The 15,397-nt window shown below is 58.8% G+C and carries 12 protein-coding genes; 5 read left to right on the top strand and 7 right to left on the bottom strand.

The annotated features are described in order from the left end of the window. Positions 1–36: 36 nt before the first annotated feature. Positions 37–1,383, top strand: a complete 1,347-nt coding sequence (locus NA78x_RS27140; protein WP_425615509.1) for a PQQ-binding-like beta-propeller repeat protein — start codon at positions 37–39, stop codon at positions 1,381–1,383. Here NA78x_RS27140 and NA78x_RS27135 read toward each other — a convergent pair whose 3' ends face one another. Together NA78x_RS27135 and NA78x_RS27130 are read right to left on the bottom strand one after the other, a co-directional pair. Continuing rightward, positions 1,384–2,559: an aldose epimerase family protein gene (locus tag NA78x_RS27135; protein ID WP_425615508.1), complete on the bottom strand. Its 1,176-nt coding sequence runs from the start codon at positions 2,557–2,559 to the stop codon at positions 1,384–1,386. It abuts the gene before it with no gap. A 66-nt stretch (positions 2,560–2,625) separates the two neighbouring features. Then, positions 2,626–3,792, bottom strand: a complete 1,167-nt coding sequence (locus NA78x_RS27130) for a pyridoxal-phosphate-dependent aminotransferase family protein (protein ID WP_425615507.1) — start codon at positions 3,790–3,792, stop codon at positions 2,626–2,628. Between the two features lie 198 nt (positions 3,793–3,990). Here NA78x_RS27130 and NA78x_RS27125 point away from each other — a divergent pair, with 198 nt between their 5' ends. The 3 genes from NA78x_RS27125 to NA78x_RS27115 all read left to right on the top strand — a co-directional run bounded on the left by NA78x_RS27125 (position 3,991) and on the right by NA78x_RS27115 (position 6,497). Continuing rightward, entirely contained in the window at positions 3,991–4,974 is a 984-nt protein-coding gene (locus NA78x_RS27125; protein WP_425615506.1) for a cytochrome c, read from the top strand. Between the two features lie 244 nt (positions 4,975–5,218). Then, a complete protein-coding gene (locus tag NA78x_RS27120) occupies positions 5,219–6,034 on the top strand; it encodes a transglutaminase-like domain-containing protein (RefSeq protein ID WP_425615505.1) in 816 nt (271 codons plus the stop codon). Continuing rightward, positions 6,015–6,497, top strand: a complete 483-nt coding sequence (locus tag NA78x_RS27115) for a gamma-glutamylcyclotransferase family protein (RefSeq protein WP_425615504.1) — start codon at positions 6,015–6,017, stop codon at positions 6,495–6,497. Before NA78x_RS27120 ends, NA78x_RS27115 begins: the two co-directional genes overlap by 20 nt. Before the next feature lie 27 nt (positions 6,498–6,524). On the opposite strand, the gene NA78x_RS27110 is transcribed toward NA78x_RS27115, so the two are convergent. The 5 genes from NA78x_RS27110 to NA78x_RS27090 form a co-directional block, all read right to left on the bottom strand. Then, on the bottom strand, positions 6,525–7,022 hold the full coding sequence (locus NA78x_RS27110; protein ID WP_425615503.1) for a hypothetical protein: 498 nt from the start codon (positions 7,020–7,022) through the stop codon (positions 6,525–6,527). Between the two features lie 144 nt (positions 7,023–7,166). Continuing rightward, positions 7,167–8,012 (bottom strand): ParA family protein, encoded by an 846-nt coding sequence (locus NA78x_RS27105; protein WP_425615502.1) that lies wholly within the window; start codon positions 8,010–8,012, stop codon positions 7,167–7,169. A gap of 121 nt (positions 8,013–8,133) precedes the next feature. Next, on the bottom strand, positions 8,134–9,321 hold the full coding sequence (locus NA78x_RS27100) for a sulfatase-like hydrolase/transferase (protein ID WP_425615501.1): 1,188 nt from the start codon (positions 9,319–9,321) through the stop codon (positions 8,134–8,136). A 99-nt stretch (positions 9,322–9,420) separates the two neighbouring features. After that, positions 9,421–10,539, bottom strand: a complete 1,119-nt coding sequence (locus NA78x_RS27095; protein ID WP_425615500.1) for an acyl-CoA desaturase — start codon at positions 10,537–10,539, stop codon at positions 9,421–9,423. Between the two features lie 348 nt (positions 10,540–10,887). Further along, positions 10,888–11,394 (bottom strand): low affinity iron permease family protein, encoded by a 507-nt coding sequence (locus tag NA78x_RS27090; RefSeq protein WP_425615499.1) that lies wholly within the window; start codon positions 11,392–11,394, stop codon positions 10,888–10,890. Positions 11,395–11,595: 201 nt separating this feature from the next. Here NA78x_RS27090 and NA78x_RS27085 point away from each other — a divergent pair, with 201 nt between their 5' ends. After that, complete coding sequence (locus tag NA78x_RS27085; protein WP_425615498.1) at positions 11,596–15,369, top strand: hypothetical protein; 3,774 nt, start codon at positions 11,596–11,598, stop codon at positions 15,367–15,369. Positions 15,370–15,397 lie beyond the last annotated feature (28 nt).

The following is a 15,397-nucleotide window of genomic DNA, read 5'->3' as shown; positions in this document are numbered from 1 at the left end:
CGCGGAAGAACTTCATCGCTTGCCAAGGACGGAACCATGTCGCGTTGCCGGCTGTTTCACCTCTGCTTATTCGTCGCTGCCATTGGTGCTCCCGCCTACGGAGCTGAGCCCGTCGTCGGTTGGCGAACGGACGCGCAGGGTAGCTATCCCACGGCTGATCCTCCCACCCAGTGGTCGGCCAAAGAGAACATCGTCTGGCAAGCGGCAATGCCAGGCAAAAGCTACGGCTCGCCAGTGGTCTTTGGCGACCGGATCTACATTCCTTCCGATCCGGCGGAACTTCTCTGCCTCAACGCCGCCGACGGCAAGATTCTGTGGCAGCACACCAATAGTGCCGTCGAAGTCCTCGGCCAGGACGAGGCGATCAAGCTCGCTACAACCTGGAAGGAACTCAAAGATCGTAAGCGAAGCCTCGAGAAGGAGTTCGACGCCTTTCGCAAAGCGAATCCTGAAGCCAAGGAAGAATTCGAGCGCTTCCGCAACGAGATCGCCGAGAACGAACGACAACTGGAACAGACCAGGCTGAAGAGGCCGATCTATGTCGACTTCGGCAGCGGCAACTCTACGGCCACACCCGTTTGCGACGGACAGCACGTGTATGTCGTCTTTGGGAGCGGCATCGTGGCCTGCTACACCACCGCTGGCGAGCGTCGCTGGATCAAGTTCATCGAAGGCTCACTGCTAACATTTGGCCACTCGAGTTCCCCGCTGCTCGTGGACGGTAAGCTCATCGTGCACTTGCACGACATGGTGGCGCTCGACGCAGACACCGGCGAACTCATCTGGCGTACCGCAGTTCCCGCTCGGCATGCCAGTCCGATTTTGATTCGCCACGAGAAAGAAGACCTCATCGTCTCGCCCGGCGGCAGCATTGTCCGAGCCAGTGACGGCAAGGTAATGTTGAAGGATGACGTGCTCAAGTCATCCGAGGCATCACCAATCTTCACCGGCGATGTGCTCTACACGCAGGAAGGTAAAACCTCGGCGCTCAAATTGCCTCTGGCTGGAAGCAAAGACGGTTTAGAAATTATTTGGCAGGCAACAGCTTCGCGAGGCCGGCGGACACCTTCACCGGTGCTCCATCGCGGCTTGCTGTATGGCTCCACGACGGAAGGAATTCTGGAAGTCACCGATATCGCCGATGGCCAAATCGTCTATCGCAAGCGCCTCGACTTCGACGGCAACCTGTACAGCAGCGTGACAAGCGCCGGCGACTACATTTATCTCGGCTGCACGCGCGGCACCACACTGGTGATGAAGGCCGGCCGCGAGTTCGAGCAAGTCGCCCTTAACAAGCTCGAAAACTACGGTAGCAACCCTGTCTTCGCCGGCCAGCGGATGTATCTCCGTGGCCAGGAACATCTGTACTGCATCGGAAAGTAGTTACTTCTCAACGCCAAACTTGTGCACCGTTTGCGAGCGATACGTATCGCCCGGCTTTAGCACGGTGCTCGGGAAGCTCGGTTGGTTCGGCGAGTCGGGATAGTGCTGAGTTTCGAGGCAGAACGCTTCGTGCTGCTTGTGACCATTACCCTTAGGATCGCCATCCAGAAAGTTGCCACAGTACAGTTGAATGCCGGGCTCCGTCGTAAAGATTTGCATCGTTCGACCCGAGCTTGGGTCCTTTACCTTCGCAGCCAGTTCTAGTTTGCCGGATTGGTTGCGCAAGACGAAGCAGTGATCGTAACCCTTGCTAGTGTGCGGCGGCTTCTTCATTTCGTCGATCCGTTCGCCAATCACATGCGGCGTGGTGAAGTCCATCGCAGTGCCTTTGACCGGGGCAAGTTCGCCGGTGGGAATCGAGCCGGCATCGACGGGAATCCACTTGTCGGCGTTCAGCATCAGTTCGTGCTTGAGAATCGTGCCACTGCCGGCACCAGCGAGGTTCCAGTAAGCATGGTTAGTGAGATTCACCACCGTCGCTTTGTCCGTGGTCGCTTCGTAGTCGATCTTCAACTCGTCGTCATACGTCAGCGTGTACGTGACGACTGTCTTCAGGTTGCCAGGATAGCCTTCGTCGCCATCGGGGCTGTTGTAGGTGAACTTGGCACCGACGCCGTCGGCTGCTTCCACCTTGCTCACGTCCCAGTTCACGGTATCGAACGCCTTCACACCGCCATGCAGGTGATTGTCGCCGTTGTTGACAGCCAAGATGTATTCCTTGCCATCGAGCTTGAATTTGCCTTTGGCGATGCGGTTGCCGTAGCGACCGACGGTGCTGCCGAAGTAAGGATGCCGCTGCTGATAGCCTTTGTAATCGGGAAAGCCAAGCGTGATGTTCGCCAACTTGCCGTTGCGATCGGGCGTTTCGACGCTGGTGATGGTCGCGCCGTGCGAGATCATTTTCACGCGCAGACCATTCTTGTTCTGCATCGTGATTTCGTTGATGGTCGAACCGTCTTCGGCTTTGCCAACAGCTTGGATATCAATCATGGCGGGTTTATCTGCGCCACAAACTGCAGCGCTCGAAGTGAGGAGAGAAGTAACAACCAACATCATTCCGCAGCCTGCCAGTTTCGACAACCGGGGCTGCGTCAGCCCAAAAATTGCACGTTGCATGGAGAGGTCCTTCCGATGAAGAGAGTCTTCTTCAAGTAGCCCGACGCGTCGGGCTACTAGTTCAAATCACACATACAAATCGTTCGCCGCAGCCACACTAGAGCCGTGCTGAAACAAATAGTCTTGCTCGGCGAGCACCTGTTCGAGTGCCGAGAGGAATAGCAGCACATTGGCTTGTCGCGAGCCGTAGCCCATCAGACCGATGCGCCACACTTTCCCCTTGAACGCGCCGAGACCAGCGCCGATTTCGATGCCAAAGCGAGTCAGCAGCGTGCTGCGCACCTTGGCGTCGTCAACGCCCTCCGGCACATGCACGGCGTTCAGTTGCGGCAAAATGTGCCCTTCCTGCGTGCTGTAGCGAATGCCAATCGCCGCGAGGCCCGCTCGCAGCGCTTCGTGATTCTGCTTATGCCGCGCGAAGCAGCTTTCCAGCCCTTCCTCCAAAACGAGCCGCAGCGCTTCGTACAGGCCGTAGGTCATATTGATCGGGCCCGTGTGATGGTAGACGCGATTCTGCCCCCAGTAGTTCGCCAGCATCGAAACATCGAGGTACCAACTTTGGACCTTGGTCTTGCGCCCCATGATCACTTCCATCGCGCGCGGGCTGAACGAGACGGGCGAAAGACCCGGCGGGCAACTCAGGCACTTCTGCGTGCCGCTGTAGATGGCATCAATGTTCCAGCCATCGACTTCGACCGGTACACCACCAAGCGCTGTCACGGCATCGACCAGCAAGAGCGCTCCCGCGGCATGCACAGCCTTCGAAATCTCTTCAATGGGCTGATGCGCGCCGGTAGAAGTCTCGGCCATCACAATCCCGACCACCTTCGGCTTGGTAGCCAAAGCCGCGGCCAGATCTTCCGCGGTGAAGACCTGCCCCCAGGGCTTTTCGACTTTGGTGACTTTCGCGCCGGCCCGTTCGGCCACATCAACCATGCGCGCACCGAAGACGCCGTTCACACAAACGACCATCGAATCGCCCGGTTCGATGAGATTGACGACGGTCGCTTCCATACCCGCCGAACCCGTCCCGCTGATGGCCATCGTCATTGGGTTCTTCGTGCGAAAGACCTGCCGCAGCATGTCCTGCAGCCCGTTCATCAGTTCCAGATAGTACGGGTCGAGATGGCCGACGGTTCCCTTCGCCAGGGCTTGCAGTACGCGCGGATGAGTATCGCTCGGCCCCGGGCCCATCAGCAGGCGAACGGGAGGATGCAGTTCTGGTGCAATCACGGTCGGTAAGCTCCTCAGGCAGGCTTCCGCTGCCAGGCGAGAAATGTTGATCGATTGCCCGCCATGATAACGCGATCTGGGAGCGAGAGTAGAGAGTGGAAAGTAGAAAGGAGACTGCCAAAGCAGATTGCCCCGAACTGCCTCGTCATTGATAATGAAGGGACTCATCTGGAACCAATCGATTTTTGAGGCACGGGCATGGCTCGCACGTTTTTCCTTCGTTCGCTCTACCTTCTGCTCGCGTTCTCCGTGGTTACGTTCGCGTGGGCTCAAACCAGGCAGCCCAAAACGGTCCTCCGCGCACAGCCCCCCAAGTTCGACAAACCCGATAGCACGTACTTTGCCGATGCTTTCAAAGAAGGCCTGAGCGGGGAACGGCCGGGCAATCTGGGGCAGGCAGCAATCGCAGTCGCGCCCAGCGGCAATTCAGGGGGAGCAACCACCGCGCCCGCAGCTGGTCCAGGTGGCGTCGCCGGTTCCGGTTGGGCTGCCATCATTTCGCCCGCGACGCTCGAAGACACCATCAAATCGCTCAAGCTGCAGATCGATACCGGCGTCACCACGCCCAGCGATTTCGCCGGCAAAGGTTACAAGGCGGCTCGTCGCGATTTCAGCGTGATGGCCATGACGTTTGCCATCATCGGCGAATACGAAGGGGACGTTCGCTGGAAAAAAGATGCCCCTGCCGCCCGCGATGCTTTCGCTCAAACGGCCAACAACGCTAAGGTCGGCACCACGGGCGTTTACAACGAAGCGAAGAAGCGGAAGGAAGAACTACAGGACCTCATCGGCGGCAGCAATCCCTTCGAAGGAAAAACGGCAGAAGCCAAAGCAGCTTGGGCCAATGCGGGGGTGTGTGGCCGCACGCCGCTGATGCAGTATCTGGAAAACGTCTGGGAGCCGAGACTCAAGCCGGCCCTTTCGGACAAGGGTCAATTCACTGCCAATATTGCCAAGGTTTCGCAAGATGCCGAATTGTTTGCCGCCATTGGTGCGGTGCTGGCCAAAGAAGGCATGGAAGACGCCGACGCCAGCGAATACACCGCGTTCTGCGACCGCCTCAAAAACGCCTCCCTCGAGATCATCGAAGCCTGCAAGACCAAGGACTTCGACAAAGCCTCTAAAGCGGCTACCGAAATTGGTAAAAGCTGCGCCGAATGTCACGAAAACTATCGCTCGTAGAACGTGTGTCAGGGATCGGCTTGCGACCTCTGATCTCCGCCGGCGTCTCTATCGCTGCGTGCCCCCTGCCTGTACCATGAACGTCGCACCCTGGCTGGATGCCCCTCTTCTTATTTGCTCGTCATTGTTTGCTCAACTGCCTGCTATTCTGTGACGCACACGTAATCCCCTGCATCATCCGGCACGATCGCTCGTTTCAGGCTGCGCTTTCTGTTCTTGCTCTTTGCAGAGGATTAGGGTCACTATGCGCATCAAAGTCGGTTACGAGATTGCTTTCGATTCCCCCCAGCCTGCACCCATGCTGCTGATGCTCTACCTGCATCCCACGCGGGTCCCCACGACGCTGCAGCCCGACTTCTTGCAAGTCAATCCGCCGCAGTTCGTTTCCGAATATTACGACTCGTATGGCAACCGCTGCGGACGTGTCGTCGCCCCGGCGGGACGAATCACCTTTCGCAACGAAGCCCTCGTCGACGACTGCGGCCTGCCAGACCTGCAGGCTCCTCACGCGCCACAAGCACAGGTGCAAGATCTGCCTTCCGAGGTGCTGCTGTATTTGCTCGCCAGTCGCTACTGCGAAGTCGATAGCGAATTGAAGGACGTAGCCTGGTCCTTGTTCGGCCACATACCCTCGGGCTGGGCTCGCGTGCAAGCCATCACCGACTACGTCCACCGCCATATCCGCTTCGACTATATGAAGGCCCGGGCCACGCGCACCGCCCTCGAAGTCTACCGTGAGCGAGTCGGCGTCTGCCGCGACTACATGCACTTGGCGATCACGTTCTGCCGCAACTGCAACATTCCCGCCCGCTACTGCACGGGCTACCTGGGCGATATTGGCGTGCCCCGCGCCGATGCACCAATGGATTTCAGTGCCTGGTTCGAAGTCTTTCTCGGCGGGCAGTGGTATGCCTTCGACGCTCGCAACAACAAGCCCCGCATCGGCCGCGTGCTGATGGCCCGCGGTCGTGACGCCGCCGACGTCGCCCTTACCACCACCTTCGGCGTGAATACGCTGGCCTCTTTTAAAGTCTGGACCGATGAAGTCCCAGCCAACTAACGACAACGCCGTGCGCGACCGCTGGTACTTTGCCTACGGCAGCAACCTGCATCACCCGCAGCTTACTGCCCGCACCAGGCTAAGCTTTACGCCCGGCGAAACCTCTCGCCGCGCGTTCCTGCCGAACTATCAATTCGCCTTTAACATGCGCTCCGAAGATGGCGAATACTACGCGAACCTGACGTGGCCCGGCGTCGGTGTGCCGGGCGTAATCTATCACTGCGACGCCAATGCGCTGGAACAACTCGATGTCTTCGAGGCCGGCTATCAGCGGCGAGAAGTGGTCGTCACCACGCAAGATCAAGAAGCTGTGACCGCTTGGGTCTATCTTGCGTTACCCGAAAACGCCCGCACTCACGGGCGGCCCAATCCGGCCTATCTGCAAATCATTCTCACCGGTGCTCGCGACCACAACCTATCCGCCAAGCACATCTCCCAGCTCGAAGCCCTCGCCTGGAGCTGATCTCTCCTCGCCCTTCCCGACACCCCTTCAAACCGTCTTCAACGCCGACGTCTGACTGTGGAATCGACGGGTCGCCATCACACCCAGCACGATGAACGCGACCAAGGTCACCAACTGAGCCACGGCAAAGGGGACTTCCGTCTGGGTAGGAGCCAAAGCCTTGAGGGCGGGAACCTTCAGGAACGACTGGACGACCAGTACGAAAAAGTTCAAATACTGAGCGGCGATCGCAGTCCCTACATACGCGTGTCTCCAGCCACCGGCCAGTTTCCGGGTGTACAGAGCGTGGATCGACACAGCCAGCAGCACCAGCGAGAGGATGCCAAAGGCGTGCGAGGGTAGAAACCGATCGACCGGGAACACAAACCCGCTGGCACTGGTGAGGACGGTGGTCGTTAGAAAAAAGGCAGTCCAGCGACGCAGATCTTTGCTGACCAGCATGCCATAGATCACGACAAAGCCGGCGACGATGGCAACCAGGCTGATAGCCACATGAACAACGGTGAGAGCCAGAAGAGCGGTCATAAAGCACCTATTTTCGGCAAGGCAGGTTTCCACCGGCGTCTGACAGGCTGCCGTCAGTTGATTTCGCGGTGTCTCTGCCTGTCTTACTGCCGAACCTCAGGAACCTTACAACGAACATATATCTCGCTTGCCGGCGTGCGAGGTTTAGGCTGCTCGGCGAAGGGCGGGTTGGGGCAGCTTGATGGTGGTGGGGGCTTCTTCGGCGGCCATTTTCAAGACTTCGGCCGCGAGTGCGCGGTAGTCTTCGGCTCCGGGCGAGTTCGGCGCGTACTGAAAGATCGACTGACCAAAGCTGGGGGCTTCGGCGAGGCGAATGTTCCGGCGAATACGAGATTCGAAAGTCTTGGCTCCCGCAGCGATGCTGTCGGCCGTTTTCTCGCCTTGAAAGTAGGCAGTGACGTCACTCGAGACTTCGGCCGCGAGGCGAGTTCCCGAGTCGTACATGCAGAAGAGGACGCCGCTAAGTTTCAGGCCGCGATTGAGCCGCTTGCTGACGATTTCGATCGTGCGCAGCAACTTCGAGAGACCGTGGAGCGCCAAAAAGTGAGGCTGTAGAGGCAGGAATACTTCGCGCACCATCGTCAGGGCGTTGATCGTCAGCACGCCGAGCGAAGGCGGGCAATCGGCGATGATGTAGTCGAACTGAGTGTCGTCCTGTGCGAGTTTATCGCGGAGGATCACTTCGCGGCCGACCTCGCTGGCGAGTTCGACTTCGGCGGCAGCCAGGTCGAGGTGCGCCGGGATGAGCCAGAGGTTCTTATCGATTTGCATCCGCACGTCGGGGAGCATTGCGTCGCCCGTGAGGACGTCGTAGACGGATTGCTGACCGTCGCGCAGCGAGACGCCCAGGTGCAGCGAAGCGTGAGCTTGGGGATCGAGGTCGATCACGCAGACGCGTTTGCCGGCATCGGCGAGGGCGGCACTCAGGTTAACGGCGGACGTGGTTTTACCCACGCCACCCTTTTGATTCATCACAGCGATCAAACGCATGGCGGCACTCCTTGCCAGCAGACAGAAATTGGCCGGCGGAGTTTAGGGACGAAGCCAGTTTGAGGCTAGACGGAAAACAGAAAACGCTAGCGGAAGAAATGCAGAATGAAAAACTAGAAATCTACCGCCATGGTGATGTTAGCTCTGTTGGTAGTTCACCTTCACTTGGCTTCGCAGCGTGTTCGATCAGGCCGGTGATGATATCGCCGCAGCGGCTGGCGACGTCGTTGGCTTCCCAGCGATCATCGGGCTTGGCGAACAGTTCGTAATGGTCGCCGGCCTCGGTCTGAGAGATGCGCAGTTGCCAGGCAGTGGTGCGAATGAGTTTTTGGTGCGGAGCTTCGGCCACGATCAATTCGCGGCGGATGGTCGGTTCGCCACGAACGAGGCGGAGCAAGCTGCGAGATTGCAAGTTGCTGTCGGTCGTCCAGCCTGCAGCATCGGCTATGGTCGCCGCCAGATCGGCCGGTTGAAGCAGTTCCTGAGTACGAGAGAGGGCACCCTCGCCATGCGGAAAGCGGAGGAAGCACGGAGTATGCAGCAGTTCGCCAAATAGGCCGTTGTCGCAGGCACCAACGCGCTGGTGCTCGCCGAGCGGATAGCCGCGGGGCGAGGTGACGGCGAGTAGAACCTCGTCGGCGTTTGGCAGTTCGTCGATCGCAGCCAGAAATGCTTGCAGCACGCTATCGACGGCCGAGACTTGCCCCGCGTAGGCATGGGCGAGACTCAGCAGATGGTCGGGGTCGGGGTGGCCTTCGATTTTCTCTTCCGGAGGCTGCACGATTTCGGCGGGGGCCGGATCGTCTTCGTCGCCGAACTGCTGGCGAAGTTCCAGCGGAGCATCCCAGACGCCGTTCATCGCGCGGGCATGAATCCAAATCAGGCGAGGCTCGCTGGAGTCTGCCAAAAGACTGCTGGCGGTTTCGATCAGGGCGGCAAAGGCCGTTTCTTCCACCTCAGCGGCGGGCTTGCCAATCTCGGAACTGTTGGCGGGAGGCTTCACAAAGTGGAGTTCGTCGAAGTCCTGTGCCGTCGGCAAGCGGGCGACTTGTTCGTCGTCCGTAATGAGCACAGCCTGATAACCGGCGGCCTTCGCCAACTGGGGCAGCGACTTGCCATTCAGCATCCAATAAGCTTGATACACGGTCGTCAGGTCGGGCGAGTTGCTGATCATTTGTTCGCACAGAAACGACGTCGCTGCGAGCCGGTTGAAGGCCAGTGTTTCCAACCAGGTGTTGCCGTAGGGGCCGAGATAGCCGGCGCCGAGGCGATCGATGACGAGAACAATAACGCTGCTGGGCTGAGGCATGGAGAGGGCTGTGGGCCGTGGAAGCGGGTACGAAAAGGAATAGCCCGCGGATTTTGGCCGCGGGCTATTCGGAATTTCACTATAAGCAAACGTGAGCGGCTAGACCGTCACTTTATCAACTTTGCCGTCGGCTGGGGCAGCCTTAAGGTCGACCTTCTCGCTCTTTCGCTTGTAGTCGACGACGTTCCAGGCAAGACCGGTCCACTGCATCAAGCGAATGATGCGGAAGGTGAGATCGAATTCCCACCAGCGGTGACCATGAGGAGCCATGCGAGGCCAAGCGTGGTGGTTGTTATGCCAACCTTCGCCGTAAGCGATGATGGCGACCCACCAGTTATTGCGACTGTCGTCGGTCGTTTCGTAATTGCGATAGCCCCAGATGTGGCTGGCCGAGTTCACAAACCAGGTGGTGTGCAACACGGCGACCATGCGGACAAACACAGCCCAAACGACGAACGAGGTGGCCATGAACCAGGGATCGACGCCGCGGAGCACGCCCACGCCGTAACCGGCAGCCAAAAACAGACCGCCGAGAATGAACTGCGAAGGGAGGAACATGCGGCCGACCCACACCATGCCGCGATCCTTCACCAGATCGGGCGCCCAACGCTTGTGATGGCGAGCTTGAGCGGCCGAAGGGAAGGTCCAGCACAGCCACCACATGTGGCTCCACCAGGAACCATCGCGGGGCGAGTGCGGATCTTCGTCGTGATCGCTGTGGGCGTGATGCTGACGGTGATTGGCAACCCATTCGATGACATCGCCTTCACCAGCGAAGCCGCCGACAGTGGCCAGGAAATAGCGAACAGGCTTCCAGGTTTGAAAGCTGCTATGAGTCAGCAAGCGATGGAAACCAAGTGTGACGCCCACGCAACCGGTGACCCAGTGCATGAACAACATCACGGCCAGACCTTCCCACGAGAAGTAGAAAGGAGCGGCCAGCGCACCGATGTGCAACAGCGCGATCCAGATGATGGACGCGTAGTTGACGGCCGTTCGCTGTTCGGTTTCCTGCTTCGCTTCGGCGCGATTCAACTCGCCGGCGTGGTGGCCATCGCTGAGCAGCGACTCCAGCTTGGCGTCGTGACGGTCCGAGGACGTAACGTGACTCGGAGGCTTCTTATGGGTCGGAGCAGCCCGGTGAGCGGCTACTTTCTTATCATATTGGGCCCGGCGGGCCTTCAGTTTTTCGACAGAGGACTTGGTGCCAATAGACACGGTCGTTGCCTTTTTGATTGCGTAGCCTTGCAGGCGGCCACTGGTACCTGAGGTTCGATCTGACAAGTCGATCTAACACTTCGATCGACCGCACCCTCTACACGAATCTGGGATGCGAATCTATCGAGGATTGTACAAGTCATCGTCCGCAGGTGAGTCACGCGAGCGGTTCACATGCGTAAAACCTATGTAAGCGCCTCTCAGGAATCCCCCTTTCCGGGCTAAGGTAAGGCAGTCAAAGGACTTGGGGCCGTGATATGTCGGCTGGCCGACAATGCCTGGGGAAGCTGCTGCGCGGGATCTTACGCGAAAATGGCTCGCCGCTGTTCAACCGGCCTGAGTGCTGATCTAGCGGGCGTTTCGGCGCCGGCGACGCCGTGGGGCAGGCTTGGTCTTGGAAGACTGGGGCTGTGCAGACTGGCCAACCATCTTTTGCTCGTGGCGACCTTCGGCCTCTTCGACCGAATGTGAGTCCGTCAGTTTGCCGGCATTTTTGGCGAGCTTTACCAGGTGGCAGTAGTGGTCGTGTAGCAGCTTCAGTTCGGTTTCGGACAGATCTTCGACGTTGAGCAAACGGTTGCTGGCACCCTGCATGGCCGCGACCAATTCGTTGAGTTTCAGGTGAACGGCCCGCGAATCCTTGTTCTGGGCACGTTGGATGAGGAAGACCATCAGGAACGTCACGATGGTCGTGCCCGTGTTGATGACGAGCTGCCAGGTGTCGGAATAGTTGAAGACCGGCCCGGTGATGATCCAGACAATCACGACGCTCAGCGCCATTAGGAACGCGGCAGTGCTGCCCGTCCAATCGGTTGCCCAGCGAGCAAACTGACCGATCCAAGATTCTCGTTTCATGACTATCTCCCTCGATCTGCTTGCAGGAACCGACTGCCTGAGATGCAAGCACGTCGCGCGCCAATCGATGCCGGCCGATGCTTGCTGGCGCGCTTGTCATCTTTGCCAGCTGAAGTCGATCTAGGGAAAAACGACCCTACTTGGCTACAATCCGCCCGACGAATGGATGGATCCTCGTAGCGAATGAGTGAGCGCCGCCCCATGGCCAAGACCAAAGTTGCCCCGCCCGAAGACAATATTGACGAAGCAGAAACCCGCCCGGCGAAAAGGGACGCGGCTCGCTCCTCGCGACTCAGTTGGTTTGTCAGCAGACTGGTGGTGATGCTGCTGCTACTGGGCGTGCTGGTCTTCTTTTTACCCGCGATCATTTCGCAGCAGCCCGTGTGGAAGGCCGGCTTGGGCTTCGCAGCGCCGGAGCTGAAGGAGCGGATTCAAATCGATTCGCTTTCGCTCGGCTGGTTCAGCGAACTGCGCATCAAGGGGCTCATCCTCAAGGATGACAAGGGGCAAGTACTCGCCCAGGTGGCTGAAGTGGCCAGCGTCAAGCGACTGTACGACCTGGCGCTCAACAGCAGCGAACTGGGAAAGTTCCGCGTTACCGATCCCAAAGCTCTCGTGGTGCTGCGCGCCGATGGCAGCAATTGGGAAGACTTTTTGAAGCTGTTGCCCCAGAGCGAACCCGATCCAACTCCCAGCGCACCCAAGCCCATGCAGTTTCAGCTGGAAGTGCTGCGCGGTGAGGTGTTGCTCGACGATCAGATTGCCGGCAAGCAATGGGTGGTGAATGGCATCAATGCTGAGGTCGATTGGCCTGCCGCGGTGAATGTGGCGCGCACGGGCAAGTTCTCGGCGGGTATTCAACCCGCCGGTCAACAACCGACGGCTATTCCGCCCGGCGACGTGCAGGCTGAGTTTGCCTGGCAACCATCGGCCACCGGCCTTGGTGTCGGCAAGTTGATCCTCAAAGCCAACAGTCTGGCTCTTGATATCTCGCAGGGTGCGCTGCGCCGCGCCGGTATCGATGTGCAAGCAGCCGGTGGCTTGTCCGCCGATTTGCAGTACGATTTTGCCGGTGATGCCCAAGACCACCAGTTGAATCTGAAGAGCTTGAACGCTCCGAACTTGCAAGTTGCCTCGGCTACGTTCCTGGGTTCCGATCGTCCGCTGGTGAACATTCAATCGGGTCGGGGACAGATGCAATTTGCCGCGGGCAGACTCACGGTGGTGGGACTCGACCTGCGCACCAGCTTGCTGCAAATTTCGGGGAGCGGGCAAGCCGTGGTCGATGAACTGCGGGCAGCTTCGACCGGTGGTCAACTTGCGGGCGACTCGCAGTTGCAAGTGAACGGCCAGGTCGACTTGGCTGCCGTCGCTACGCAGTTGCCGGGCACTCTACGACTAAAGAATGACACTCGCATCACCAACGGACGGATCAACCTCGGCCTGTTGAGCAAAAATGAACCGACCGGCCGTTTGTGGCAGGCCAGCATTCAAACCGACAACCTCGTGGCCGAAACGGGCGGCCGGCAAGTGCGGTGGGACGAGCCACTCAAACTGGAAGCGACTGCGCGGCAAGGGAAAGCGGGAGTCATCATTGAGCAACTAGTCGGCAAAGCCAGCTTCTTTGAATTGCAAGGTGCGGGTGAGCTGAGCAAAGGCGAAATTACCGCTAACGCGGACCTGAATCGACTCGTTGCGGAGCTTGATCGCTTTGTCGACTTCGGAGAAACTCGCCTCGCTGGCAACCTCGCCGCTAAGATCAATTGGCAGCAAACTCAAGGCGAGCAGTGGCAAGCGACGGCTATCACCAGCGTGCAACAATTCGCGCTCGAGTCACCGGGCGTCGTGCCGTGGCGTGAAGAGAATCTGCAGATCGGGGCGCAAGTGAGCGGTCGCGTATCGGGCACCACGCTCGAACAAATTTCGACGGCCAACTTCAGCGTCCTTTCGTCGGCCGATCAACTCGATGCCACCTTAACGAAGCCAGTCGCCGAGCCCGGCATGAATACCGCGTGGCCGATCAGCTTTACGCTCAAAGGAGATCTCGCCACCTGGCAGCCTCGCGTGCAAGCCTTTGTGCCCATCGCTGGCTGGCGAACGGTCGGCGGCATCGATCTGCAAGGTGCAGGTACATTCGCAATGGCGGCCGCTGACTTGCAATCGTGCAAACTGGTGCTGAGCAAACTGGCGATTGCCGGACCGGGGCTCTCGGTTTCGGAACCGCAGGTGATTCTCGAAACAAGTGGCAGCTGGGATCAAAAGACGCTCACCTTCACGAGTACGGCCACAACACTGGCCAGCTCGGCCATCGCGCTGCGAGCCGAAAATGTGAAGGCTGTTCTCGCCGGTGAGACTCCGACTGTGCAAGGCGTGATCGACTATCGCGGAGACGTGACTCGCCTGATGAGTTGGGTTCCCGCCGCAGAACCACGCGGCTATCAGATTGCCGGAACGCTCGAAGGGCGAATCGAAGCGGCCCTGCGCGGTGGCAAGGTAGAAGCGGTCTGGAACAACGACATCAAGAATTTGACATATGCGTCGCCTGATCTGCCGCCGGCAGGAACACGTCCGCCCACGCTCGTGTCGGGATCGAACGCAGGCCCGTTCGTCGTGCGACACATGGAGCCGCATGTCAAGATTTCAGCGCAAGCCAGCTATGATCCGGTCGGCGATGCCTTGACGCTCACGAGTGCGCAATTGCAATCGTCAATGGCGAGCATGAATGCCGATGGCTCCATCAGCCAGCTGACGAAAAATTGTCTGGCCGATGTCAAAGGCCAGTTTGCCTACGATCTGACAATTCTCACCCAGCTGTTAAATGACAAAGTGCTCAAGTCAAGTGCCGCGCCAAGCGGCAAGACATCGCCCCTGCTTACGCCGGAACTCACTGGCCAGGAGATTCGCCAGTTTGCCTTGCGTGGGCCCCTGTTGAGTCCGGCCGGGGCTGGCCTCGTCAGTTCAGAACTTACTGCTCAAGCCGAAGTGGGATGGAAAACGGCACGCTACATGGGACTGGAAATGGGAACCGGTACGGTCCCCGCCAAGCTAGAAAAGAGTGTCGTTTATGTGGGCCCGCTCGATTTCATCATCAACGAAGGCAAGCTGCTGGGCTCGCCGAGGTTGAATCTCGCCGGTACCTCACCCTTGCTAGAAATGGACAAGGGCGCCGTGATTCAAAACTTGCGCATCTCGCCCGAGCTATGCGACGCTTGGATGAAGTTCGTGGCTCCGCTGCTGGCTGGCGTCACGCGTGCTCAAGGTAACTTCTCGGTCGATTTGGAAGGAGCCAAGGTTCCACTCACACAGCCCATGACAAGCAGCGTCGCCGGCGTGATGACGATTCACAATGCGGAAGTGGGCGCGGGACCACTCACGCAGCAGTATCTGAACATGGCTAAGCAGTTGAAGGATATTGCCGATGGCAATTATGCCGGTGTGGCGAACTTGTTTCCTGGTGCGGGCACAGCACCGACTCAGGAAACGCCCACCAGCAACGCGGGCGTGTTAGTCATGCCGCAGCAGCAGGTGAACTTCGAATTGATCGACGGCCGCGTGCATCACCGCGGCCTGAAGATGAATGTGAAGGATGTTGTCATCACCACGCACGGCAGCGTGGGGCTCGATCAAACCATGCAAATTGTCGCGGAGTTTCCCATTCCCGATAGTTGGCTCAATAAGAACGCTTCGCTAGCGGGGCTGAAGGGAAAAACACTGCAGATTCCCATTCATGGCACCCTGTCGGCACCCATGCCCGATACTCGTGTGATTGCCAATCTGACGAAGGAACTCGCCGGCAGCGCGGCCACCGGCCTGCTACAAGAGCAAGGAGGTAAGCTCATGAACAAGTACTTGCCAGGCTTCAACCCTACAGCGCCCGCCACTGGAGCAACACCCGCGGCGCCGGGAACTACCCCAGCGCCAGCTCCTAATCCGCTCGATCAGCTGAACCAGTTCAAGAACCTCTTCAAAAAGTAAGCTGACCGCTCGCTGTCCAACAGCAGTG

The sequence above is a fragment of the Anatilimnocola aquadivae genome (assembly GCF_049819085.1).
Taxonomy (GTDB): Bacteria; Planctomycetota; Planctomycetia; order Pirellulales; family Pirellulaceae; genus Anatilimnocola.
The sequence above is the reverse complement of the archived record's forward strand: the minus strand, read 5'-3'. Positions and strand labels throughout refer to the sequence as shown.